Below are 24,137 nucleotides of genomic sequence, written 5' to 3' on the forward strand. Positions count from 1 at the left end.
ACCGCCGCGTTGGTGGACGGTCTGTGAACGGGGATCCCATGCCCGGACTCACCGCCCGTGCTGAAGGAGCCCCTCGGTGAAGTCCTCGGTAGCCGGTTCGTGGCGCGAGGTGTAAGGGCACTTCCAGTCCTCTTCGGTGAACCGGCCTGAGAAGTGTCGCGCGGGTTGCTGGTATTCGTACTCGGTGAAACTCGGATTGACGGAGCCGTTGTTCTTGGCCTCACGCCTGCGGATCGCGCCCTGCATCGAGTAGAAATTCTCACCGAGGAGCATGAACTGTGTGAGGGAATTGAAGGCGATTGCCGAGGTCGTGAAGCGCCGGCTCGCCCGGGACGAGCCGGGGTGCATCCCCACGACGAAGAAGGCGTGCCCGCCCGCGTGGAACCCGAAATTGGCCCGGTCGGGGTCGGAGGACGCACCCGTGTCCAGGCCGAAGGTCCGGCTGTCGAGGTCGTGCATGAGTTGCAGATGTCGCCAGATGAGCTCCTCGTAGGCGCGTTCGTCCACCGTTCCGGGCTCGTCGAACGTCGCAACGAAGGTACGGAAGCTCTGACCGGACAGCAGCGGACGGACTGCGTCGACGTACTCCACGAGGTCGCGGTGGTTTTCCTCCGCCGAGGCCTCGTCGCCCATACTTCGATAGTGCCGGTGCGTGAGGGCGCGGCGCTTCACTGCGGCGCGTGCGCCCAGGCAGCTGAACTCCCGCGTCTGAATAAATCGTTCCAGTTCGGTGCGTATCGCGGTGCCGGGTTCATTCATCGTGAGACCTTGGCTTGATCGAGTGCTGGCCCCATGACAGTGCGGGGTACCGGGTCGGACGACAAGGCACAAACAGGACGAAGAGCGAAGGGCCAAGAGCGAAGGGCCAAGGGCTCAGCGCTAAGGGCCAAGGACCAAGGACCAAGGGCCGAGGAAATCGCCGGGCATCAGGCGATGTGGTTCGCCGGTGTCGGGGCAGCGGGGCCGCTGTGGTGGCGGCCGAAGCCGCCACCACAGGTGCGTGGGCGGAGCGACCCGCCGGAGGCGGAGCTCAGCCTGCCTATGCCGCCGCCTCTGGACGCCGCCTGAGCCATTCCGGCGGTCGGCGACACTCAGCAGCAGCGACCGCCTGCACGGGCCCTGTGCCGTGCGGACCAAGGGATGTCGCCAACGGTCCCTACGGCAGCGTGAAGAAAATCATCGGGTTGTGGTCGCTGTCCCGTACCGGCTCGTCGAGCCCCAGTTCCTTCTTGACGGCGGCCAGTTGCTCGGTCACCTGCGGCGCCTTCGCCGTGGACGGCGTGAAGAACTCGATGTTCTGCTCGGCCAACCACTTCACGATGACGGACCCTTCGCTGAACGGCTTGGGGCGCCGGCCGTGGAAGACGTCGTGGACGCTGGTGGGCGTCCGCGGGGGGACGGCGGGGAACAGGTTCTCGATGTACCAGTGGGCAAAACGAGACCCGTGGTCCGCGTCGATGAAGAGGTAGTCCGTCTCGGCGGGGACCTTCTCCGGGTGCTGCTGGATGTCGCCCTTCGTGAACGTCCAGCGGTCCGCGGAGAGTTCGCCCGGCACATTGCGTACCACGTTGTCGACGATGTCGAACGAGTGCAGCTGGCCGATCCCGTTGTCCCGGAGGGCGCTGAGGATCCACATCGTGGACCAGCCGTAGAAGGTCCCGACCTCCACCACCACTTCGGGGCGCAGATCGCGGAGGAGCAGATACGTCATCTCCGCCTCGTAGTCGTCGAGCTGCGCCTTCATCGACTTTCCCCGGTCCCGGAGGAACTTCCGCTGGGCGTCACGCACCACCCGCAGGTCGTCCTGGTACTTCGCGTACAGACCGCTGATGTGCTCGACAGTTATGGCTTCCATTTTTCCTCCACCGGGATAGTGCGTACTGATGAGACGGGACACTGATGCAGGGAATGCAAGGAGTGCGGGGGATGCAAGGGGCGCGGGAGGATGCAGGAGGACGCGGGGCGGGGCGGGGAAGGACGCAGGGGGACGCCACAGACCACGGGCAGGAGCGTCATGCCGCCTTGCGGCCGACCGATGGGGCACGTGCTCCGCACGCCGCAAGACCCTGGACCGCGCCCTGTGCACCATGACGAACACCGGGGCCGACCGGGGCCATGCGGGCGGCGGCAGACGCGGGGCCGGTGCGGTGGAAGGCGGTGCGGTGGAAGGCGGTGCAGTGGAAGGCGGTGCGATGGAAGGCGGTGCAGTGAAAGACGCCCCGGCGCCAGACGACTGCTGTTGCCGCCCGCCTTCGCACCCGCACCCGCACCCGCACCCGCACCCGCACCCGCCACGAAGAATGTCAGGAAGGATGGCACGCCGAAGGAAAGAGGCCGGGGCGACGCCGATGGCGGGGCGGCACCGATGCCGGGTCTGCCGCACAGGGCGACGCCGGACGGCCCCGACGCGGTTCCGAGGGACATCGAGCCAAGGTCGTCGCCATGGAGCACGGAGCCGTCGGGTCGGCACGGAAGGCTCTCCCGCAGGGGCCCCCTCCCCCACCTCGCAGCGCGCATAGCCGCCGTTCCCCCGCTCCTTGCCCCGACCAGAGAACCACCCTAGATATCGCAGCCGGTCACAACATCACGCTCAAGAACCATTGGCGCGTAGCTCTCAGGTATGAGGAGCCCCTAGGGAGGTGGCCGGCGCGGCCGCGCCGGCCACCGGCAGCCACCTGCGCGCCGTCGCGCCTCCGTACGCCGACCGCGTGACTCCGGATTGCCTCACCCTCTCATCGCGGTCGAGACGCCCCTCTCGGCGCGGCACCCCATGGCTGCGGCCGAGGCCCCGAGCCGTGCCCTCTCCCCTGCGGCTGCTGCGAAACCGTCCCGCATGCCGCGGTCACGGGCACAGCCAAGAGCGCTGGCAAGCGCACAGGCAAGGGCACGGACACGGGACGGGAATCACCGCTCGGTGAACATTCCGGCGCGGAGCTTGGACAGCGTACGGGTGAGCAGCCGGGAGACATGCATCTGGGAGACCCCGAGCTCGGCACCGATCTGCGACTGGGTCATCTCCTGGCCGAAGCGCAGCTCGATCAGGCGCCGTTCGCGGGCGTCGAGCGTCTCCAGCAGCGGGGCCAGCACATGCAGGTCTTCGACGGCCTCCAGGGCCGGGTCGTTGTCCCCAAGCACATCGACGAGGGTGCGGCGCTGCTCGGACGGGTCCGGATCGGCGGGGGTGTCGAGCGAGCCGGCGGTGTAGCCGTTGGCAGCGACGATGCCCTCGATGACCTCTTCCTCCGACAGGTCGAGGTGGGCGGCCAGTTCACGGACGGTGGGGTCGCGGTCGAGGGTGGCAGCGAGGTGCTCCTTGGCCTTGGCCAGGTCGCTGCGCAGTTCCTGGAGGCGACGGGGCACATGGACGGCCCAGCCGGTGTCGCGGAAGAAGCGCTTGATCTCCCCGAGGATGTAGGGCACGGCGAAGGTGGAGAACTCCACCTCACGCGCGAGCTCGAACCGGTCGATGGCCTTGATCAGACCGATCGTGCCCACCTGGATGACGTCTTCCATGTCGTCACCGCGGTTGCGGTAGCGGCGGGCGACATAGCGCACCATCGACATGTTCATCTCGATGAGGGTGTTGCGCGCGTACTGGTACTCGTGCGTCCCCTCCTCGAGGACCTGGAGTCGCTCGAAGAACTGCTTCGACAACTCCTTCGCGTCGCGCGGGGCCACCTTCTGCGGTTGCGTCACCTCCGGCAGTACGGAGTCCGTGTCGGCGTCCCGCAGCCCGGTCGTGGTCCCGCTCACGATGGTGGTCATCTCGCCTTCCCGCGCGCCCGGCACCCGCGGACGCTGCAGCGGCCGCCTACCCCGATCCCATGCCCCCATACCTCCGAACCGGAATCAGCTGCACTCAACATCCTGGCCGGAGGAGTCGTGGTGCCGGAAGGGGGCGGGGCGCCGGAAGGAGTCGGGGTCCCGCACGCACCCGCAGGAGCCTCGGGCTCTCCCCGTATCCCGCTGTATCCCGCCGGATTCCGCCGGATTCCGCCGGATCCGCCGCATCCCCACTCCGTCGTTTGCCGGAGCAGTGCGGGGGCACGCGACAAGTGCCGCCAACGGAAGGACCTCACAATGAGTGCCAGCGAAAAGGTCAAGGCCATCGCCGAGCAGACCATCGGAAAGGTCAAGAAGGAAGCGGGACGCGCGGTCGGTAACGAAAGCGCCACTGCTGAGGGCTCCGCCAAGGAATCCCGGGGAGATCTCCGCGGAGCGAAGGAGAAGGCCAAGGACGCCTTCAAGGACTGACCAGGCACGCACCACACAGGAGGGGCCACGGCTTTTGCGCCGTGGCCCCTCCTGCACGTCCGGATGCCGCGACCCCTCCCGCGCTTCCGGACGACCCGTCCCCTCCCGGATATCCTGGATGTCCCGGATGTCACCGCCCTTTCCCAACACTTCACCCTTTTCGATGCCGGCGCCGAAAGCGGACCGGACCGGACCGGCATCACACCTGGCTGAGCATCCCCTTGCGGAGTTGCGTGATGATGCGGGCAAGCAGGCGCGAGACGTGCATCTGGGACACCCCGAGTACGACTCCGATCTGGGCCTGAGTCATCTCCTGGCCGAAGCGCAACTGGATGATGAGGCGGTCGCGGTCGCTCAGCAGCTTCAGGAGTGCGGCCAGGGTGCACCGGTCCTCGACGCCCTCCGTGGCGCGGTCGGTCGTGGCAAGGACGTCGGCGAAGGACGAGCCGCCGCCGTCCGGCCCCGCATCACTGTCGCAGGACACGTTCAAGGAGACGGCCGAGTAGCCGTTGGCGGCCGTGATGCCTTCGATGATCTCCTCTTCGGTGAGCTGCAGATGCTCGGCCAGCTCTTTGACAGTGGGTTCCCGGTCCAGGAGCGTGGCCAGCTGCTCCGTTGCCCGGTACAGATCGGCCCGGAGTTCCTGCAGGCGCCGGGGGACGTGGACGGCCCAGCTGGTGTCGCGGAAGAACCGCTTGATCTCCCCGAGGATGTGGGGGATCGCGAAGGCCGCGAACTCCGTGCGGCGTGAGCGGTCGAACCGGTCGATGGCCTTGATCAGGCCGATCGTGCCGACTTGGACGATGTCCTCGATCTCGTCACTGTGACTTCTGTACCGCGAGGCCACGTAGCGCACCAGGGACAGGTTCATCTCGATGAGCGTGTTGCGAGTGTACTGATACTCGGGAGTGCCTTCTTCGAGTTCCCCGAGCCGATCGAAGAACAGCGGCGACAAAGCCTTGGCGTCATGGGGAGCAACGCTGCCGGCATCCTCGATGGGAGGAAGCGTGGTGGAAGTTTCTCCGGCGCGCGGTGACGTCCCGTCATGGGCCCCGTGCAGTTTCAGTTTCCTGTCCGCTACGTCCTCGAAAACCGCGTTCATGATTCACCTCCGGAATTCAGGTCGTCTGAGCACGCCCATTGCCCGAGGCTTCGGCTCTTATGCATCCTGGTCGAACAATCACCCCGCGGAGTGGCGCAGCCGGTGTACCGGCGGAGCCAAACGCAAATATTTTCCCTGTTCGGGCCATGACACATCAATAGGGCAATTCCGCTCAGGCAGCGGCCGGATCAGGTGTACCAGCGTTGTGTGTACCCCTCCCGCAACGGTCCCCCGATCAAATCGAGGACCTGCTTTACCGCAGTCACCATGGGCATCGGGTCGGCGCGTTCGGCGACGGCCTGATGACCGTCCAGCAGAGCCGTGCCTCGCGCCGGGTCTGCGCTCAGCAATTTGCGGGTAGCGACCGTGTTCCCACTCTGCCGGAGTGAGCGGGGCAGGTCCGTTCGCGATGACCGTTCGGGCCGCCCGCTCGGTCCGAACTGCCTGATCACGGATCCGGCCAACCGGGAGACCTGCACCGCCTGCGGCGAACTGCGCATGGTGAGTACCCGTACTCCCGCCGGTCCAGTCTGCCCCAACTGCCGTCCCCTGCCGACGCTGGTGTGCTCCATCTGCGGCCGCTCGGCGCCCTGCACGCTCTCGAAGCTGACGGGCCTGCCCCGCTGTGGCGGATGCGATATACGCCAAGCTCGGTGCGCCGTCTGCGGACGGTTCCGGGGCGTCCACTCCGGCACCGCCGACGCCCCGGTCTGCGGCCCGTGCACCGCACCGGACGCCGAGCTCTGGCGCCCGTGTCCCACCTGCGGGGAAGCGGAACGACTGCAAGCCCCTGGCCCGTGCCCTCGGTGCACTCTCAAACAGCGGCTCGATGAGCTCCTCACCAACGACTCGGGAGTCGCATCCCCCACACTGCGGGCGCCATGGACGACGAGGCTCGCTGGACCACCGCCCGCCGCCTCCTGCACGACGACACCCTCAAGCCCGAAAGCCGCCTCGCCGGCCTGCTGTTGCTCCTCTACGCCCAGTGGCCCGCCGCGATCTCGCGGCTCACCGTCGACCACATCGAGGAGACGGGCGGAGCCGTCCGCATCCGCCTCGGCGCCGTCCCTGTCGAGCTTCCCGCACCCGTCGCTGAACTGGCCTTCCATCAGGTCGCGGTTCGCCGCAGCCATACTGTCCTCGGCCGGACAGACTCTCCCTGGCTGTTCTCCGGAGGTCAGCCCGGCCGTCCGATCAGTGCCTGGGCCATGGGCGAACGGCTCCGCAAACTCGGTATCCGGCTCGCGGAAGCCCGCTCGACCGCGCTGTCCGGCTCGCCACCGAACTGCCCCGCCGCGGTCCTCGCCCGCACTCTCGGCATCGACATCACCGTCGCCGTCACATGGCAGCGAGCCGCTGCTGAAGACTGGGCCGCCTACGCCGCCGAGGTCAGCCGCCGCACTTCATCACAACCTCCGATCTACGAACAGGAGCACCGACATGAGACTCGACGATCACCGCGTGGTCATTACCGCAGCCGGCCGCGATTTCGGACGCACCTTGGCCATCCGTCTCGCGGACCTCGGCGCCGAGGTCTTCCTCTCCGCGCGCACTCTCGCCGCCGCTGAACGTGTCCGCGACGAGTTTCGCGGCCGAGGGCACCAGCAGGTCCACGCCTTCGCCTGCGACCTGACGGACCCGGCCTCGATCCGCGACTTCGCTGCCGGCGTCGCCCGGCACACCGACCGCATCGACGTGCTGATCAACAACGGCTCTCGCTACCTCGAAGGACCGGACCTCCAATCCGCCTCCGACGCCGACGTCGTCGACACCATCGCATCCGGCGCTACCGGCACCGTCCTGACCGTGAAGAACTTCCTCCCCCTCCTCCTCAACTCGGACAAGCCGGACGTGGTGACCATGGTCTCCGCCTGCGGAACGGCCGGTCATCACCGCTCGGACGCGCACGACGCCTTCTACGCGGCCAAGAGCGCCCAGGCGGGGTTCGCCGAGATCCTCTCCAAGCGCCTGCGGCCCCAGGGGGTCCGGGTGATTTCCCTCTACCCGCCCGACTTCAACAACCCTGACCCGCTGTCCGAGGAGTGGGAGACCACACCGCGCGAGGCCAAGGACGCCCTCACCGCGCAGTCACTCGTGGAGTGCATCCTCTTCGCCGTCGCCCAGCCCCGCGACTGCTTCATCAAGGCGTTCCACTTCGAACAGGTCTGACCGATTCCCGGCACGTCCACGCACAGCGACTCACACCGCGGTCCGGGCGGCACATGGGCCCCGGACCGGGGGGCATTCCGAGAGTTCCGATACCCGACTCCACCATTAGCCGTCTTCCAGGACGACTTGATCAGGACCTACCGCGGCTTCCTCGACCGACGCCGGGCGGCGCGTCCCCAGGAGGAATACCGCGAGCCCACCGTCCAGGAGTGGCACGACTTCCAGCAGCACTTCGAACTCCGCAAGGTCTCGCTCGGCACCTGCGGACGCCCCTACGGAACCCCCTGCAAGCACGAACACGCCTGCATCCGCTGCCCGGCCCTCCAGATGGACCCCCACCAAAAGCCCCGCCTCATCGAGATCATCCAGAACCTCCGCGAACGCATCCGCCCGGCTGCCGCCCGCGACATCCTGGGGGTCGAGACTGGTGGGCTCGCATGTTGAGGTGTCGCATATTCCTCGTTGAGGCCGTGCCTGGTGTCACCGTGTGTGGTCGCCGGAGGCGTATCGGCTCCAGGTTCCATCGGCTTCAGTGACCAGGCGGGTGGCTGTCTTGTCGTGGTAACCGAGCACCTTCGCGATGACGGGGCCGGGGCTTGGAGGACGAGGTGGCGGATCGCGGAGGTTCTGCCGCGCGGTGGCGGGACGCCGATCTCCCGCAAGTGGGCTTGGAGACTGCCCGGATCCCTGGGGGCGGAATCGGCGATGGTGCTCCCCTGCCGTCCCCATCGCAGTCATTGACGTTCCGTCGTTGCCGGAGGCGCTGGCCGAACGCGCGGCTGCCCGCGCGGAGCGCCACCTCCACCTCGATGCTCCTGGCCCGCTCCTGCCACAGCTCCGTCCCCTCCCTGGAGCGGAACGCCCGTCCGGCGTCGACGCGGTCGCCCGGCAAGTCGCCCAGCCCGCCCCCGCCGCCCGACGGAAGCGCTGACGCCTCAAGATCATCACATTGCCGGGCGTGTCTGTGCCCGTCACAGCGTCATCCACCGGACGGGTGCAGGGCTCGACGCGCCGCGAGTCGCACTGACACAGATCGTCAACTGATTGATTCTCACGGGTCTGGTCGCCGTCCCGGTCCTGCGTAGGGTTTCAAGAAGACGGCAGTGCGGCATTTGCGCACTCGATCTGCTGCAGCGCCGAGTGTTCAGGCGCACCCACGAGAGAAGGAAACCCACCCCTTATGCGCGCCCTTGTGGTCGATCACAGTGAGGCCGGACCCGTCCGGTTCGCCGATGTCGATGAGCCCGTACCGTCCGCCGGTGAGACGTTGGTGGAGATACGGCACATCGGTCTCAACTTCGGAGAACTGAATTACGTGGACCAGTGGCCGGCCGGCGCTGTGCACGGTCACGATGCGGCCGGCGTCGTGGTGCGCGCCGCATCCGACGGCTCGGGGCCGCCCGAAGGTACGCGCGTCGCAGTGGGAATGGCTCCCCACGCGTGGGCGGAGCGGGTGGCAGTCAGCCCCGCCTCGCTCGGCACCGTCCCCGAGGGCGTGGACCTGGCCGACGCCGCCGCGCTGGGGATCGCCGGAGTCACCCCATTCCGGGTGCTGCGCAAGCGTTCCCTGCTGGCGCGCAACGTCCTGATCACCGGCGCCAGCGGGGGCGTGGGGCACTTCGCCGTCCAGCTGGCGGCGCTGGCGGGCGCCCGGGTGACGGCACTCGTCGGTTCGCCGGAGCGGGCCGCCGGACTCCGTGAACTCGGCGCCGACAAGGTCCTGACCGACTTGGCCGAGACCGGGGACCGGTTCGACCTCGTCCTGGACACGGTCGGCGGACCACTGGTGGCCCAGGCCTGGAGTTCCCTCGCCGAGGGCGGCACCATCCACCTGGTCGGTTACTCCTCGGGGCAGGAAACCACGTTCCCGTCAGGGGCCTTGTTCGGCTTCGGCGAACCCCGCAGCATCGCCACCTACGGCGACATGACGCCGACCAGCGGGGAGCTGACGGACCTGCTGGGCCTCATGGCCGCCGGGAGGCTCTCGGCACCGGTCGGACTGCGAGGCGACTGGCAGGACGTGGACGACGCCGTCCAGGCGCTGTTCGCGCGGAAGGTGCACGGAAAGGCCGTTCTTGACGTGGCCTGACGCTGTGGACGAGGACACATGCGCCTCGTCCGCCGGTGGGCGGTTCGCCGTGGTGGACGAGAATGGACCCATGGATGTGCTGGCGGAGGTCTTGCGTGTGTCGGGTGCGCGTGGGGCGCTCGGGATCATGCTGAAGGCCGGAGGAACCTGGGGCCTGCGGCTGGACTCCGCTCCAGGAACGGCACTGCACGTGGTGTCCCGCGGCACCATGTGGCTCCACGCCCCAGGCGAGAAACCTCTTCAGGTGCAGGCCGGAGACGCCGTCCTGGTGTCGCCGGGCACCGCACACGGGATAGCCGGCGGCGCCAGCGTGACGATGGGTTCCTGCGACCGTGAGGCGGCGGCCCGGTCTTTTGGCGATGGCCGAGCCCTGCGGCTGGGCTCGGCGCCGGTGCAGACGGAAGTGATCGTGCTGCACTACGAGCAGGACCCGGAGGTGCGCACACCGGTGCTTACCTCCCTCGCTCGGCCGATGCACGTCACAGCCCGGGAGAACGCGCAGCTCAGAAGGACCGTCGAACTTCTCGCTGCGGAGCTCGCACAGCCGCAGATCGGCACCACCGCCGCCATCAACAGCATCATCGACCTTCTGCTCGTCCAGTTCGTACGCGCCTGGCTGGCCCGCCACCCGCAGGAACAGTCCGGCTCATGGCTGGGAGCGATGCGCGATCCGGTCGTGCGCGACGCTCTGGCATGTGTCCACGCCCAACCGGAACACCCCTGGACCACGGAGACCCTGGCCGCTGCGACGAGCGTCTCCCGGGCGACGCTGTCCAGGCGCTTCCGGTCCGCCCTCGGACAGACGCCGGGCGCGTACGTGACGCAGTGGCGCATCGACCTGGCGTCCGTCCGGCTCCGCGATACCGATGAGCCGGTCGAGTCGATCTCCGGCGCGGTCGGATACGGCTCTCCGCACGCTTTCAGCCGTGCCTTCAGACGTGCCCGAGGCACGGCCCCTGGCGAGTACCGTTCTCGACTTCGCAAGTGATCCGGCCTCGGACTGGTGGGCTCGCATGTTGAGGTGTCGCGTATTCCTCGTTGAGGCCGTGCCTGGTGTCACCGTGTGTGGTCGCCGGAGGCGTATCGGCTCCAGGTTCCTCCGGCTTCAGTGACCAGGCGGGTGGCTGTCTTGTCGTGGTAACCGAGCACCTTCGCGATGACGGGGCCGGGGCTTGGAGGACGAGTTGGCGGATCGCGGGGGCCCTGCCGCGCTGTGGCGGGACGCCGATCTCCCGCAGGTGGACTTGGAGACTGCCCGGATTCATCGCCTGTCCGGGCCGGCGGCCGGGGAAGAGCCACTGTGAACTTCTGCCGCTGACGTAGGGCAAGTGCTGGCAGGATCCGGGGTGCAATGACCGCTCGGATACGCGCGCTGCCCCGCACACTGGCCACCCGCCGCACCAGCCGCTGCCGGTGATTCCGGTCGCCCTCTGCTCGTATCGGCATGAAGTCCTGGATTTCGACGATGCCGTTCTCGGTCAGCATCCGCCGTCCGCCCACGGCCCCCCGCGGAGAGGGCCGGGTACCGCTCTCTGCAGGACGGACACCGTGCTTGTGCCTGCGCCTGCGCCTGTGCCTGCGCCTGCGCCTGCGCCTGCCGTGCGGTGGTCTCTCATCAACTGCCTCTCTGGCCATACGGCGCTCTGCCCGCCGCTCGCTCTACGACAGGGGCCGCCCGCACACCGGGGGCGCCGGCAACCCCGGGAGAGCGGCCGCCCGGGAGAGCGGCAAGAGGCATTCCGGGGACGCCGGGGCCGATTACACCGGCTCATCGTTCACCGATGGGTACCGCCGGGCCTGTATACGCTGCTTTACGCTGCTTTACGCGGGTCTACGCCGATGGGTCGTTCACCGGTAGGTACGCGTCTCCTCGACGTCGACCACCGGAGCTCCGGGAGCCGGCGGCTGTACACGCCGCCGCTTGAGGATGCTCACATAGGCCGCCAGGCCGATCACTCCGACGACCATCATGATGAGCCCGACCAGGTCGAGGTTGACACCGGACAGGTGCCAGTCCACCGCGAACGTCAGGATGGCACCCACCGCGATCAGCCCGATGCATCCGCCGATACCCATGATCGTCGTCTCCCTCCGGTAGGCAAAAGCTGCTGACCTCGCGTATGCCCCGGCCGAACACATTCATGAGTCACGGCAGTTGCGGGTGACCGGGATCGCCCTGCCGGATGGTCTTGCCGGTCGCGGTCACGGCGATGTCGATGATGCGGGCCGGCCATTGCGCCAGGGTCCGGCCGCCCATCCGCCCGTGGCGCCAGGGTCACGAGGGGCGGCAGTGGTGGGGCAGTGCGCGCTTCGGTCCTCGACCGCCGGCTCCAGGTACCCGTTGACGATCCGCGCGGTGAACCCGATGGAGCCCGCCGCCGTGCCGCTGGGAGTTGGTGACCAGTTCCGTCGTCACCAGCAGGGCATCGGCAAGGGCCAGCTCATCGGCCGGGCGCCTGCCTGTGCAGCAGGTCGTGCACAAAGCTGCGCGCCACGGCCGCCCTTGCAGGTACTCCCCGCATCACGTCTTCCACCTCAATGCACCGGGCCGTGCCGGCGGCTCCCTCTCCCTTGTCCCGCCGGCTCGCCGGCTCGCCAGGCAAGGACGGGCCGGCCGGGGCAGTTCTCCCGCACGGGAGGACAGCCGTACTCTCAGGCGCCGTTACCGACACCGACACCACGGCGGGTGGGTATGCAAGAGCCGGCACACGGCACACCACCGGCGAAGGCGAGATGCCGGCGTTGTCACACGGGAGAGGACATCAGCGGGCCAGGCGGCGCGTAGGTGAGGGGAATGGTCACCGTAATGGCCTTGCCGCCCGAGGTGGGAATAATGACGACGCAGGCGGTAAGTTGCTGAATCATCGGCCATCCATATCCACCGACCGCAAATTTTTCGCGCCCGATGGCCGTGGCGGGTTGCCGGCGACTGCGATCGGCGACGGTCACTTCCAGGCGGTCGGCCACGATCCGGGCGGAGAAACCGGTAAGTCCATCTCCATGGCGCTGGGCATTGGTGACCAATTCCGAGGTGACCAGCAGGGCGTCAATCATGGAAATTTCATCGACCGCCGGACGGTGAGCGCTCAGCAACTCATGAACATGGTCCCGGGCCTCCGCCGCCTTGTTCACCGGGGTCTGCTGCGCACCCGTCACACCTCTCACCTCCCGCCTGATCCGTCTCCACGCCGTGGAGTTCCACCGCCGACCCATCCGAGGGCCGCGTAGCAGGCTACTTCGACGAGAGGGTTCTCGGACGACTGCCCCGTATCCGAGGGTTTATGCAGCAGCTTCACGACGCGGCGCGGGGGAACACCCCGGAGGGGCCGGCCACCCCGGCGGCGGCCGGCCCTTTCGGCACCGAGCGCGCCTCATACAAGGGGAAATCCACCGAAATAAACCCCCACCTGATGAAGATAGTCAGGGCTGCTCACGTGCTCGTCCCCTTCAAAGGCGGGCGCGTCCTTGATCTCTTGCCTGGTGCGGCCGACATAGACCTTCTCCTCTTCCTGGTCGATGCCGGTCACCGTGCCGGCCGGCAGCACGATGCGCTTCCCGAGGATCCAGGGACCGGTGTCGACGACGAGGTGTGCGGAATCCACCTCATCGGAATGCTTGTCGACCTTGCCGATACTCCCGTCAATGGCTTCGACGCTGTACCCCACCAGAGTCGTGCCCGCCCGGTACCCGGAGTCGGGAAGATATCCCCAGACAGTGGAACTCATACGAAATCCCTTCGGCGCGATGCGATAGCGGCCTTTGCTCCGTCCCCGCTTCATCCCCTGACGAAGGGGAAAGGTGACGGGCTCTTTTCAGCATGTCGGTCATCCCGACAGTGCTCTGTTGCCCCGGGACCTCTATCCAAAACAGCGGGCGAAAACCGGGGGCCGACAGCCATCCGGTGTTCCTTTACCCGCAAACGGCGGACGCGCGGCGAGGCGCCCACCGGCCCGCGGGAGGCGATGCCTCCGGGGGAGGCGATGCCTCCGAGGCCGCACGCATCGAGTCCCCCGTTTCACGGACAGCACCCCAACGGCCCGTCATGGCACAGGCGTTGCAGATGGCGACAGGTCCTCACGCCGGGTCGCGCTGCGCTGCGGCCGGGCAAGCAGACTGCGCCGACGTCACACTTCGTGCCTCACCCAAGAGCGACGAGTCGCTCACGGATGTCGCGGACCAGCTCGGCTTCGTGAGGGAGGAGGTAAAAGTGCCCGCCGGGAAACGCGCGCGCATCACTGCGGGCCGAGGTCAGCTCTGCCCACGCCCGGACTTCGTCGGGGGCCGGCCCGGGGTCGTCCGTCCCGAAGTAGGCGACGACGGGAATGTCCACGGCAGGGGCCTTGGGCTCCGCCACATACGCTTCGAGCAGCCGGTAGTCCGCACGGATCGGCGGCATGAACAGCTCGCGCAGCTCGGGGTCCTGCAGGAACTCCGCCCCCGGACCGCCGAGTCGGCCGACCGTGTCGAGCAACTCCTCGTCGGTGAGGTCCCCGTCGCTGAGGCGCCGCAGGCGGTGGGGAGCGGCCCGGCTGGAGACAAGGAGCGCCGCCGGGCCCGCCCCGCGCCCGGCGAGCAGTGCAGCGACCTCGTGCGCCACGGAGGCGCCCATGCTGTGACCGAAGAAAACCGTGCGGGGCGTCATCTGAGGTGCCAGCTCGTCGGCCACCCGTCCGGCGAGCTCCGCCATGCTCGTGACGCCGGGTTCGGCGATGCGCTCCTCACGGCCCGGGTAGCACACCGCGCTCACTTCCCAATCAGCCGGGAACTGCTGCGGCCAGGAGCGGTAGAAACTCGCCGAGCCGCCGGCATGCGGGAAGCAGATGAGCCGCAGCCGGGGTGCGGCCACCGGCCGGTAGGTGCGCAGCCACCGTGCGGCGGGCGGACCAGAGGAGAGAGACATGCCCAAAAGCTTAGGTGCCGGCCCCAGGTGGGTGCCGGTCGCGCCGCCGGGTTCAGCAGCGTACGGATCGTCTCGTGGGCGGCGCCGGCGGCGGCAAGGCCGAGCACTACCATCCTGCGATGCGTGAAGCGCCAGGGGACCGCCGGCCGGCCGAGACCCCGCACGGTGAGCAGAACGGGGACCAGCTGCTGTTGCGGGCTAGCCGGGCCTGGCCGGCGTGACGGGCTGATCCGGGTCAGTCCGTGCCCCCGGGTCGGCCACCCCCGTTTCGAAGGCCAGGACGACCGCCTGGGTGCGATTGCCGACGCCCAACTTGCCCAGCACATTGCCCACATGGGTCTTCACGGTCTCCACGCTCACCACCAGCCGGGCGGCGATGTCCTGGTTGGACAGCCCGCGTGCCATCAGACGCAGCGTCTCTGTCTCACGGCCGGTGAGCGCGGTGGTCACGGAGGCGTCTCGTCGAACGGGCCGGCCTGCGGCCATCCGGCGGACCGCGTCCGGGAACAGCACCGAGTCCCCGGCCGCCACCAACCGGATGGCGTGCGCAATCTGCTGTGACGGGGCGCGCTTGCGGATGAACCCGCTGGCTCCGGCCCGCAGGGCATCCCAGACGTACTCGTCATTCTCGAACGTGGTGATCACCACGACCTTGGGCGGGTCGGGCAGCGCCCGCAGCCGCCGGGTGGCCTCGATCCCGTCCACCTCGGGCATGCGCACATCCATCAGCACCACGTCCGGCCGCAGCCGGGTCACCGCGGCGACCGCCTCGGCACCGTCGCCGGCCTCGCCCACTACGTTCAGGTCGCGCTTGGCCGACAGCAGCGTCCGTAGGCCGGTGCGGGTCAGTTCGTCGTCGTCCACGACGAGCACGGTCACCGGCGGATCGGCGTCCGGGCCGGGCGCTGTGGAGGCGTTCATGACACCGACCGTAGCGGTATCCGGACCAGGAGCCGCCAGCGTGTTTCCCCCGCGTCCACGCCACCCCTGCCGTCGCTGCCGTCCCCGCCGTCGCTGCTGTCCCGGCTCCCGCTGCCGTCCCCGCCGTCACTGCCGTCGCGGCAACCGCTCTCCACGACTCCGGCGTGCGTCGTTCCCCGCAGCAGCCGCACCCGCTCCCCGATCCCCTGCACCCCCTGTCCCCCGGGCCGCTGCCGGGCAGGTATCCCCGTACCGACCGGATTGGTCAACTCCAGCTCCAGCCACCCGTCCCGCACCGTCGTCCGCAGCCGGATCCCGGCTTTCCCCCCGTGCCGCAGGGCATTGGTCAGCCCCTCCTGGACGACCCGGTAGGCCTCCCGGGACACCGTGGCCGGCACCAGGGCCAGGTCGCCTTGGCCCCTCACTGCCAACTCCGCACCCGCTCCACGGACTCGCTCCACCAGCGGACCGAGGTCCGCAAGGGTCGGCCGGGGCACTGTGGAAGGCCGTTCCTCCCGCAGCATCCCCAGAACGTGATCGAGATCGTCCATGGCGGCCCGTGAGGTCTCCTCAATGCTGTTCAGGGCGCGTCTGGCCCCCGCCGGGTCACTGTCCATCAGCTCCACCGCCACCGCCGCCTGGATCGTGGACGCCGTCAGGGTGTGGCCGATCGAGTCGTGCAACTCCTGTGCCAGCCGGTTCCGTTGCGCCAACAGGTTCATCCGCTCCTCGGCGGCGGCCATCCGCTCGGCGGGCCGGTGACCGAGGAGCAGCGTCGCGAGCCGTCGAAGCAGCGCCGCACCGCCGAGTGTGACCCCGGCCGCAAGCGCCAGACACCCCACGGCCGGCAGCAACGCCCACGTCCCCCGCCCGCCCTCCCCGATCCACAGGGACAGTCCGAACACGGTCATGCGCTCCTCACCGCCCAGCCAGACCGAGGGAAACGCAACGGCTCCGAACACCGCCAGACACGAGACCGCCGTCACCGCCCCACCGAGCACCATGTGCGGCACCAGCCACACCGCGGTGCGCAGCCGGTTGACCCAGCGCGGCCCCTTCGTGTCCACGGGGGCCGGCAGACCGGCCCCCAGCAGTCCGTTGGCCAGCCGCACACTCGCGCGCCTGGCCGTCGCAGGAGCGCCCATGGCCACGGTCACCACGGCGAACGCACACACGAAGCCCAGCGCACGGAGCGCTACCGGCCACGTCGGCGGCGCGAACAGCACTGCCGCCGTCAGCGGCGGCAGGCTCAACGCCGCACCGAGGGCCGCATGCAGCCAGTCCCGGAACACCTTCCCGCGCGAAAGCGGGCGAATTAATGTACGCACGGCCGGACCGTACCCCGGCGCCACGCCCGGTCGCCTCCCCCAAAAGCGCCAGAACGCACCCTGAAAAAGGGGCCATCAGCATTCGCTCTCGACAGCGATCCGAATGCCCGCCGCCTGCTGTGAGGGCGGGGAGACCGCAGAAGAAACAGCGGCGGAGCGAAGAACTCACCCAATTCACCCACCTCACCCAACTCACCCACGAGGACCGCCGCCCCGAACGCGGGCACCAGAAACCCCGAAGACAAAAGGCAGGTATTCGTGCTCGCCAGCCATGCGAAACCCGTCGTCCGCAAAGGCGTGACGGCCTTCCTCCTCATCTCCTTCGCCGGAACCTGGCTGTGGCTATTGTTCGCGCGAGCGGGCCTGGGCCTGTCCCCGTTGAATCCCCTCCTGCAACTACCCACCTTCTGTACGCCCGGAATCGCCGCAGTGGTGGTCCGCCACTGGGTCACGAACGAAGGCTTCGCCGCCGCCGGACTGCGAATCCGCCGCAAGACGGCCCGGCGCTACTACATCGTGGGAGGAATTCGGCTGGACCAGCTACCTCAGACCGCTCCTTTTCAGCGGCCGTACGGTGCCGTCCACCCTCACCACGTGGCAGCGTCTGGGGCGTGAGTCCGGCCCACGCGGGAAACACCATGGTCCTCTTCCTCTTCCTCTTCCTCATCCTCGGCGAGCTGAGGCCCTTTGCCGCCCGCTCCAGGATGAGGAGCCACTCGCGACACCATGCGCACAGGGGAAGCTCTGCATCCGGGCATCCGGGCATCCGGGCATCCGGATCGAGAGGCACAAACACGCAGGTCAGAGCCGTCCTCCGGGCTGCTCCCCCGGATCTCACGGCTCCCGTCCTGTCCGCCGCTCCACGGGTCGCCGGGTGGGCGGACAGGACGGGGAACCACCGCAGTGCGTCACACGCCGAGTGCCACGCACTGCCGGAGCAAAGGCTCCAGGCGCAGCTGCGCGTCCTCACGGTCGAACACCTGCAGGGCATCGAGGCACGAGAAGACCCACCGGGCCGCCTCCTCGTCCCCGGTCTGGTAGGCGATGGCGGTCACGACGGCCTCCGTGTCGACCAGGTCCCCACCGAACTCCGCGGCGACGGACCGATATCCCGCGGCGAGCATCGGATCCGAGAGCACACCGGTCGCGTCGAGGAACGCATGAGCCGCCGAGCGGTCTGTGAGCATGTCGGCCAGACGCCGCAGGACCTCGTCGGGGTCGCCGAGTTCGCCGTGCAGCCGGTGCGCACGGTCGACGAGGAGCGGCCAGCCGCTGGTCAGTGCGTAGAGCCGGTCCAGGCGTTCGTCCATGTTGAACGCCTCGGCCCGCTGCGCCCAGCCTCGCAGGCTGCGGCGGTCGTGTCGGCGCAGCACCACGGGAACCGCAGAGGTCCGTTCCTCGCCCGTAAGCAGGACACGCCACAGGTCCAGTTGTCCGGTGTCCGTCACGAGCACCACGGCGCGGGTCACTCCGGGAGTGCTGGGCAGCAGGGTATCGGCCAGGTCGACGGCTTCGCGGCAGGTCTCCGGCTTCGCCGGGTAGCGGGCGAAGTCGCTGATGATCACGCGCCGTTCGCGGGGACGCCCGCCCATGAGCTCCTGCTTGAAGACACTGGGCTTGCCGATGGGCGGCAGCTGCCAGTCGGCGAAGCGCCCGGCGACCGCGCGCAGTGTGTCGCCGACGCCGGTGATTCCGGTGGCCGGTGTGCCCAGGACGACCCTCGTCTGGTTGGCTCGCTCACCGAGGAGATCGTCCAGCTGGGTGATGGTGAGCGGGGCGGACCGGCCGTCGGGCAGCTCAGGCCGCCCCTCCAGCACGATGCTCTCCTCCAGCTTGCAGTCCTGCTCGGCCCTCAGCAGACGGGCCTCCACCTCATGAGACGTACCGATCATGCGCAGCGCGTTCGGACCACGCAGGTGCCAGCCCTGGCCGTCGTGGTTGGGCGCCAGGACACCCAAACCCACCATCTCGGAGAGATAGGCCCGGAACCCCTCGGTGTCGAGCTGCGCGAAACCCTCCCGCCACCAGGTCTCGCACTCCTCGCGCAGTTCGGCGTCGCTCAGTCGCACTTCCAGGCCGTGGTGACGTGCTTGGTACGCCAGGACGTTGGCGATCACGTCGTAACGGTGGTCCAGGCTCAGGGTGTCCTTGAAGGCCGCCGAGATGCCCGTCCTGAGGGCGGCGTCCGACTCCACGGCCTCGATGTCGGCGACCCGCACCGTGTACGGAGGCCCCTCGGCTCCGCGCCGTGCTCGCTTGCGGTGCATCAGCTCGACCAGCCGGTGGCCGAACATCTGCAGCAGGAACGGCTGGTACGAACAGTAACCCAGCACCCGATTCACCAGGTCCACGTCCTCGAACTCGAAGCCGAGCGCCCGCATCGGCTCCACCAGCAGATCGGCCGCGAACTGCGGGGCGAGTGGTCCGATCACCTTCGGGGTCTGTGCGAGATGCCCGAACGGTCCGTTGCTCGCGAGCTTGGAGAAGCGCTGCACGGAGTGCAGGCCGGCGAAGACGACCTTGGCCCGGTCCTTGGTATCGGACCCGAGCGCCTTCAGCTTCTTGGTCTGGTCGAACCGAGGGGCGTCCGCCTCGAAGAACTGGTCGCACTCGTCGAGCAGGATCAGCAGGCGGCGCCGCGAGTCCCCGTCGAGCCAGCTGCGGATTCCCGCACGCACACGCTCGGCGCGGTCCTTCTGTGACTTGCGGCCCTGGGGCCGGCCCAGCACCTGGGCATCGGTCAGTTCCCGGTCCAGGACGCTCCACAGCGCCTCCGGCCCGAGGGAGCTCCCCTTGCCGATGTTCTCCTGGTCCAGGTTCACGTACACCGGCTGGTGAAACCCGGGGCGCTGGTCCATGAAGCGTTCCCCGGCGTCGCTGAGCAACGCCGACTTGCCCAGGCCGCGGCCGCCGAAGATGACCTGGGTGCCCCGCGGGTCGAGGATGCTTTTGCGTTCCGCGTCCCGCCCGTAGAACATCTCCCACCCGATCCGGCCGCGCTTCTCCCTGATGTACGGGTTGACACCGGAGAACGGCAGCAGGGTCTGCGTGGCCGTGCTGACCTGCCGGTTGCCACGCGCCGCGAGATAGGCCAGGGCCGCGTCGTCCACGACCAGCAGCGGCTGCAGACGGTCGGATCGGGCGGCGAGTTCCGCGCGGGCCTCCCGGCCGAGGGTGCCGAAGTAGACGATCAGGAGACTGGCCGCGCTGGGGTCCCGGGACGCCAGGCTCATGACGACCTCGGCAGGCGGGCGGCCCCAGAGCATCAGCACCCGGAGGTTGCCGCCCTGCTCCTTGATCTGCGAGCCGAAGGCCGGCACCTTGGCCCGGCCGTTGACCTCCACGCCGGTCGCTTCGAGGAAGCGGTACTCGCGCCGGTGCGGCGACAGCTCATCCAGCCACCGGGCGCTCTCGGCGTCGTAGCCCAGGAGTTTCAGGGCCGGGAGCAGCTTGCGCCGGGCGGAGACGTTGGGCCGGTCCTTCGGCTCGGTGACGCCCAGCTCGCGCCAATCGTTCAGGGCGTCCGCCGCCAGTGCCGCCTCGTCGCTGGAGAGGCTTCCGTAGTCCAGGACGGGAACGGTCGGGTGCTTCCCGCCGGAGCGGACCATTTCGACGAGTTCGTGGTCGATGCCCTTGGGCAGTCCGTCAGGCACGACGGGGAAGAACTCGGTCAGATGGGGCTCGCCCGCCTCGATCTCCGGAACGGGTTCACCGATCTCCAGGAAGTAGACGAGGTCGGCCGCGGTGGCCAGGCCGCCGGTGTCCAGGTGGCGCAGCACCTGGGCCCGTTCGTCCTCCGTGAGGTCCAGGGCGTCGAGCCGGGCCCGGATCCGGTCGGTTGCTTCCTGCCGGTACATCGGCAGATCCGCCCGTACCGTATCCAACGCCCGCCGCACGTCGATCAGATCACGATGGTCGTTGTCATCGAGGCGCGTGCGGGCATCGGCCAGCAGCTCCTGCAGCCGCAAGTCCTGATCATCCGTCACGGCACCATCGGCTTGGGCCCGGTGCAGTTCCGCGACAAGGTCGTCGTGCTCCGCCCGGAGAACCGTGCGCCTCGTGGCCTCCAGCTCCTCGATCTCGGCCCCCGCCCGCGGGCCGAACGCCGTGCTCTCCGCGGCCGGCAGCGCCCCCCTGGCAGCCAGTTCCACGATCGTGCGGGCCGCCGTGAACGCGTCTCGATCGAGCCGCTCGCGCAGCGCCTCCTCCCAGCCGCGGTCAACCGCCGGCAGGAGCCGGTCGAGCGAGGGCTGCTCCCCGACCGTGTCACAGACCTTCAGCAGCTCCACGTCCAGCACGAGCTCCGGATCGACCCCGCTGCCCGGACTCACCGGCCCGGTGCCGCCGGACAGCAGGGCGAAGAGCTCCTCCATGGCACTGCGCGCCGCCCACGCGGCCGCGGCGGCGACGGTGCCGGGTCGCCTCGTCGGCAGTTCGAGTTCCGTCAGTACGGCGTCCCGCCGCGCCAGCATCGACTGGCGCAGAGCCGAGATTTCCTTGGCGGCCCGGTTCCCGTCCGACCGCTCGCCCCTGCGATCCCCGTCGACCGCCAGGCACCACTCCTTGGCCAGACCCACGGCACGCTCGACGACATGCACCAGGTCGTGCCGTCCGGAGCCCTGAAGCGGTTTGCCGCTGGATGAACGGTACTTGCGGTCCATACGGTCGATCTCGCCGTTGATCTCGGACAGTCTCGACAGGCGCTCCGCCTTCTCCCGAACGTTCGGCAACACGTCACGGTCATCGTTGATCACGGCCGTGAGCATCGAACCGAGCAGTCCCTCCCCGGGAGCCAGCCATCGCTTGGCGATGTCCGTCGCCCTGGCGAACCTGAGCCGCTGTTGTGCGATGAGGACGCTGCACTGTTCGCGAAGCTCCCGTAGCCGGGCCTCGGTCTCGGAGACGTCGGCGATGACGACCAGCGGGGAGGCAATCATCAGGGCCCCGCTGAGCGCACGGTCCGCGACGGTGGTTGCCACTTCCCCCAGCGCGTCCGGAAGCCGAGGCACCATGGCCTTGAGCTGAGCGCCCGCCAGGTGGTCACCGGTGACCAGAGCCGCACGCAACAGGGCGGGAAACAGGACGAGTTCGCTGCCCTCCGCATCACGCCCGACGAAACCACTCTGCTGCTGGAGGAGGTCGGCGACCAGCCGGGCGCCGTGGCTGGTGCCGGAGGCGAGGAGCGCCGTCGCACCGGCCAGTCGGAGTGCCGTCGCCTGGGGCTCGGGGCGGCCGGCGGCTCGCGCCACATGATGGGCGAGTCCGAAGCGCCGCTCTGCGACCAGCCGGGCCAGGACTTCCTCGGCCGAAGCCTCGTCTTCGCCCCGGTCCGCTTCCTCCTTCGGGGCCTCGGTGCCGTGCGGGGTTCCGACGGTGCCCGTGGGCGCGGTATCGGTGTCCTCCGCGGTGGGAACGGTGCGCAGGGTCACGGGGCCGGGGGCCGCGGGCAGTGCCTCATCACCCCCGTAGAGCGGAGCGGGCCGGGGCATCGCTTCCGGCACGTCGGCCGGAGCTGCCTCGGAGAGAGCCGTCCCCGGGTCGGTGTCGGAGTCCGGATCCACGCCGTGCCCGGTATCGGAGCCCTCGGCAGACTTCTCGGTGGCGTCCCTGGCGGGACGCTCGGGCGCTCCCTTGACCGAGTCTTCGGTGAGAGCTGCGGCCAGGCGCTCGTCCCTCGCCGGAGTGGTCGCCGGCCCCTCGGCGTCCGCCACGGTGTCGCCGGTCCCTTCCGCCTGCGCGCTCTGTGCGGCGTCCGGAGCAGAGGCACGGGAACCGGCGGTCTCTTGCGGCTCGCTGTGCGGCTTGCCCGGCGGGGCAGCCGGTACACCCCGTCCCGGGGCCGCACCGGCAGCCTCACCGGGCTCGCCGCCGAAGTGGGCTTCCGCCGGCTCGGTCAACACCAGTTCGTGTGCCATCACCGCGGCCATGGCACAGGCGGGCAGCACACGGACGACCTGTTCCTGCAGGTTCAAAATCTCCGCCGCGGCCTCCGTTTGCCGCCCCAGTCGGACGAGGTCGGAGAGTGCCGTGAGCGCGGTGCTCTCCCGTCGTTCCGACTCTCCCCAGGCCGATATGCCCAGGAGCCGCCGGGCGACGGCGCGCACGGCCTCGGCGGCGGAGGCTGCCGGACTGTCCGCCCGGCAACCGATGGACAGCAATTCCCCCAGGGTCGCCCGCGCGGTGCGGTCGCGATCGCATGCCACCCGATGCGACTGTGCGGCCCGCGTCATGTCCTCCAGGCGTAGCGGCCCCACATCGACGCCGGCCGCGGCGAACACGGACCGGGCACTGGCGAATCCGGCCGTCAACCCGGTCAACGTCGTCAGGTCGTCCTCGGCGGGAGGGCGCCCGTCCTCGATCGCCACGGTCGCCCGCCGAGCAGCCGGCAGCGCCTCGGCAAGGGTGATCTCCAGCCTCCGGCAGGCCTCTTCCGGATCCGCGTCGTTCTCGGCGGCCCCCTCGGGCGCCGCTCCGGGCGCATCCGTGACCGCGGTCTCCGGCGTCGACGTGTGCGGTGCCGGCTCGTCCGGGAGGGGCGAGCCTGGGGAAAAGGGGTCCGACGCGGTGTCGTCCGCCCCCACCCGGACGGCGCCGGACGGCCGGTCCGCGGCCGTCGCTGACCGCAGTTCCTTTCGCTCGGGTTCCCCGAAGGTTTCGGGCGCGCCGAGGGTGAAACCCGGGTTCGCCTCCACGATGGACCGCGCGGCGGCGTGTACGGCCTCAAGTCGTTGCGCCTCCGCTGCATCCGCCGCCGCCCCGAACCAGCCCTGGTCAGCAGCCCAGGCAAGGACATAGGCGTCGGCAACCGAAGCGTTGCACCACGCGAACACGGCAGCCCGGACCAGGGTCCCGCCCCACCGGGAAACAGGATCGGAGACGGCGTCGCCATCCTCCGCGACGGCAGCCCTCCCGACATCGATCATCACGGTTTGGGTGAGGGCCGTGACACCGCAGGTGCACGAGTGCAACCGCGCCTCGCGCTGCAGCCTGGCGAGGACGTCTCGGCATAACGCGCTGCCTGCCCGCCGGGGAGCCGCCATACGGATTCCCGTGCGGCCGAGCAATCCCTGCCGGCTTTTGGGAGGGAGGGAGTTGAAGGCCAGTTCCACCATGTCGACCTTCAGGTCGTCCAGGGCGGCGGCAGCTGGATGTTCCAGTGCATTGAGTGCTGCGGCCAGAGCTCCGAGGCCCTCGGCCGACACGCCCTGCGGGGACATCGGCGGCCCCGCGACGACGTGGTAGCGGTCCTGCATTCGTGAGCACTCCGTTCGGTGATGCGTCCTGTACGGGTTCGTTCACCCAGCGTCAACATGCTGGGGCAAGAAACGTCGGGCAAGAAAGGTGCAAGCCAGGTGTGGGTCACATGAGAGGGCT

Annotated in this window: 18 protein-coding genes; 7 read left to right on the top strand and 11 right to left on the bottom strand. The window is 69.1% G+C overall.

The window, feature by feature from the left end; genetic code table 11:
- Window positions 1-48: 48 nt before the first annotated feature.
- The 3 genes from gntA to ACF088_RS28965 all read right to left on the bottom strand — a co-directional run bounded on the left by gntA (window position 49) and on the right by ACF088_RS28965 (window position 3,765).
- Window positions 49-855: a guanitoxin biosynthesis heme-dependent pre-guanitoxin N-hydroxylase GntA gene (gntA, locus tag ACF088_RS28955; protein ID WP_392378798.1), complete on the bottom strand. Its 807-nt coding sequence runs from the start codon at window positions 853-855 to the stop codon at window positions 49-51.
- 301 nt (window positions 856-1,156) lie between these two features.
- Window positions 1,157-1,855 carry a class I SAM-dependent methyltransferase gene (locus ACF088_RS28960; protein WP_392378799.1) on the bottom strand — a complete coding sequence of 233 codons (699 nt, stop codon included), beginning with the start codon at window positions 1,853-1,855 and terminating at the stop codon, window positions 1,157-1,159.
- 1,049 nt (window positions 1,856-2,904) lie between these two features.
- Window positions 2,905-3,765, bottom strand: coding sequence for an RNA polymerase sigma factor SigF (locus ACF088_RS28965; protein ID WP_392378800.1), 861 nt, complete (start codon window positions 3,763-3,765; stop codon window positions 2,905-2,907).
- Window positions 3,766-4,080: 315 nt separating this feature from the next.
- Here ACF088_RS28965 and ACF088_RS28970 point away from each other — a divergent pair, with 315 nt between their 5' ends.
- On the top strand, window positions 4,081-4,254 hold the full coding sequence (locus tag ACF088_RS28970) for a CsbD family protein (RefSeq protein ID WP_350254863.1): 174 nt from the start codon (window positions 4,081-4,083) through the stop codon (window positions 4,252-4,254).
- A gap of 199 nt (window positions 4,255-4,453) precedes the next feature.
- On the opposite strand, the gene ACF088_RS28975 is transcribed toward ACF088_RS28970, so the two are convergent.
- On the bottom strand, window positions 4,454-5,356 hold the full coding sequence (locus ACF088_RS28975; RefSeq protein ID WP_392378801.1) for a SigB/SigF/SigG family RNA polymerase sigma factor: 903 nt from the start codon (window positions 5,354-5,356) through the stop codon (window positions 4,454-4,456).
- Window positions 5,357-6,237: 881 nt separating this feature from the next.
- On the opposite strand from ACF088_RS28975, the gene ACF088_RS28980 reads away from it, so the two are divergent.
- From ACF088_RS28980 to ACF088_RS29000, 5 genes are all read left to right on the top strand, one after another.
- Window positions 6,238-6,924: a hypothetical protein gene (locus ACF088_RS28980; RefSeq protein ID WP_392378802.1), complete on the top strand. Its 687-nt coding sequence runs from the start codon at window positions 6,238-6,240 to the stop codon at window positions 6,922-6,924.
- Complete coding sequence (locus ACF088_RS28985; RefSeq protein WP_392378824.1) at window positions 6,818-7,525, top strand: SDR family oxidoreductase; 708 nt, start codon at window positions 6,818-6,820, stop codon at window positions 7,523-7,525. Before ACF088_RS28980 ends, ACF088_RS28985 begins: the two co-directional genes overlap by 107 nt.
- Before the next feature lie 126 nt (window positions 7,526-7,651).
- On the top strand, window positions 7,652-7,969 hold the full coding sequence (locus tag ACF088_RS28990) for a hypothetical protein (protein ID WP_392378803.1): 318 nt from the start codon (window positions 7,652-7,654) through the stop codon (window positions 7,967-7,969).
- A 736-nt stretch (window positions 7,970-8,705) separates the two neighbouring features.
- Window positions 8,706-9,614 carry a zinc-binding dehydrogenase gene (locus ACF088_RS28995; RefSeq protein WP_392378804.1) on the top strand — a complete coding sequence of 303 codons (909 nt, stop codon included), beginning with the start codon at window positions 8,706-8,708 and terminating at the stop codon, window positions 9,612-9,614.
- 70 nt (window positions 9,615-9,684) lie between these two features.
- Window positions 9,685-10,602, top strand: a complete 918-nt coding sequence (locus tag ACF088_RS29000; RefSeq protein WP_392378825.1) for a cupin domain-containing protein — start codon at window positions 9,685-9,687, stop codon at window positions 10,600-10,602.
- 860 nt (window positions 10,603-11,462) lie between these two features.
- Here the strand turns inward: ACF088_RS29000 and ACF088_RS29005 are convergent.
- The 6 genes from ACF088_RS29005 to ACF088_RS29030 form a co-directional block, all read right to left on the bottom strand.
- The gene (locus ACF088_RS29005; protein WP_088800475.1) at window positions 11,463-11,690 is read right to left on the bottom strand and encodes a DUF6458 family protein; all 228 of its coding nucleotides are present in this window, start codon (window positions 11,688-11,690) and stop codon (window positions 11,463-11,465) included.
- Between the two features lie 669 nt (window positions 11,691-12,359).
- Window positions 12,360-12,770 carry an ATP-binding protein gene (locus ACF088_RS29010; protein ID WP_392378805.1) on the bottom strand — a complete coding sequence of 137 codons (411 nt, stop codon included), beginning with the start codon at window positions 12,768-12,770 and terminating at the stop codon, window positions 12,360-12,362.
- Between the two features lie 215 nt (window positions 12,771-12,985).
- Window positions 12,986-13,339: a PRC-barrel domain containing protein gene (locus ACF088_RS29015; protein ID WP_392378806.1), complete on the bottom strand. Its 354-nt coding sequence runs from the start codon at window positions 13,337-13,339 to the stop codon at window positions 12,986-12,988.
- A 413-nt stretch (window positions 13,340-13,752) separates the two neighbouring features.
- The gene (locus ACF088_RS29020; RefSeq protein ID WP_392378807.1) at window positions 13,753-14,514 is read right to left on the bottom strand and encodes a thioesterase II family protein; all 762 of its coding nucleotides are present in this window, start codon (window positions 14,512-14,514) and stop codon (window positions 13,753-13,755) included.
- Window positions 14,515-14,712: 198 nt separating this feature from the next.
- Window positions 14,713-15,435, bottom strand: a complete 723-nt coding sequence (locus ACF088_RS29025) for a response regulator (protein WP_392378808.1) — start codon at window positions 15,433-15,435, stop codon at window positions 14,713-14,715.
- Window positions 15,432-16,763: a sensor histidine kinase gene (locus ACF088_RS29030; protein ID WP_392378809.1), complete on the bottom strand. Its 1,332-nt coding sequence runs from the start codon at window positions 16,761-16,763 to the stop codon at window positions 15,432-15,434. The genes ACF088_RS29025 and ACF088_RS29030 overlap by 4 nt, the downstream gene beginning before the upstream one ends.
- Window positions 16,764-17,021: 258 nt before the next feature.
- Here ACF088_RS29030 and ACF088_RS29035 point away from each other — a divergent pair, with 258 nt between their 5' ends.
- Window positions 17,022-17,378, top strand: coding sequence for a hypothetical protein (locus ACF088_RS29035; protein ID WP_392378810.1), 357 nt, complete (start codon window positions 17,022-17,024; stop codon window positions 17,376-17,378).
- Between the two features lie 293 nt (window positions 17,379-17,671).
- On the opposite strand, the gene ACF088_RS29040 is transcribed toward ACF088_RS29035, so the two are convergent.
- Window positions 17,672-24,016: a hypothetical protein gene (locus ACF088_RS29040; protein WP_392378811.1), complete on the bottom strand. Its 6,345-nt coding sequence runs from the start codon at window positions 24,014-24,016 to the stop codon at window positions 17,672-17,674.
- Window positions 24,017-24,137 lie beyond the last annotated feature (121 nt).

The sequence above is a fragment of the Streptomyces sp. NPDC015125 genome, from assembly GCF_043080045.1.
In the GTDB taxonomy this organism is placed as follows: Bacteria; Actinomycetota; Actinomycetes; order Streptomycetales; family Streptomycetaceae; genus Streptomyces.

Excerpts from the sequence above, each read along its gene's own strand:
- ACF088_RS28995 (WP_392378804.1), top strand. The coding sequence starts at position 8,706 with ATGCGCGCCCTTGTGGTCGATCACAGTGAGGCCGGACCCGTCCGGTTC.
- ACF088_RS28975 (WP_392378801.1), bottom strand. The coding sequence starts at position 5,356 with ATGAACGCGGTTTTCGAGGACGTAGCGGACAGGAAACTGAAACTGCAC.
- ACF088_RS29020 (WP_392378807.1), bottom strand. The coding sequence starts at position 14,514 with ATGTCTCTCTCCTCTGGTCCGCCCGCCGCACGGTGGCTGCGCACCTAC.
- ACF088_RS29040 (WP_392378811.1), bottom strand. The coding sequence starts at position 24,016 with ATGCAGGACCGCTACCACGTCGTCGCGGGGCCGCCGATGTCCCCGCAG.
- ACF088_RS28960 (WP_392378799.1), bottom strand. The coding sequence starts at position 1,855 with ATGGAAGCCATAACTGTCGAGCACATCAGCGGTCTGTACGCGAAGTAC.
- ACF088_RS28970 (WP_350254863.1), top strand. The coding sequence starts at position 4,081 with ATGAGTGCCAGCGAAAAGGTCAAGGCCATCGCCGAGCAGACCATCGGA.
- ACF088_RS28980 (WP_392378802.1), top strand. The coding sequence starts at position 6,238 with ATGGACGACGAGGCTCGCTGGACCACCGCCCGCCGCCTCCTGCACGAC.
- ACF088_RS28965 (WP_392378800.1), bottom strand. The coding sequence starts at position 3,765 with ATGACCACCATCGTGAGCGGGACCACGACCGGGCTGCGGGACGCCGAC.
- ACF088_RS29005 (WP_088800475.1), bottom strand. The coding sequence starts at position 11,690 with ATGGGTATCGGCGGATGCATCGGGCTGATCGCGGTGGGTGCCATCCTG.
- ACF088_RS29025 (WP_392378808.1), bottom strand. The coding sequence starts at position 15,435 with ATGAACGCCTCCACAGCGCCCGGCCCGGACGCCGATCCGCCGGTGACC.
- ACF088_RS29015 (WP_392378806.1), bottom strand. The coding sequence starts at position 13,339 with ATGAGTTCCACTGTCTGGGGATATCTTCCCGACTCCGGGTACCGGGCG.
- ACF088_RS29000 (WP_392378825.1), top strand. The coding sequence starts at position 9,685 with ATGGATGTGCTGGCGGAGGTCTTGCGTGTGTCGGGTGCGCGTGGGGCG.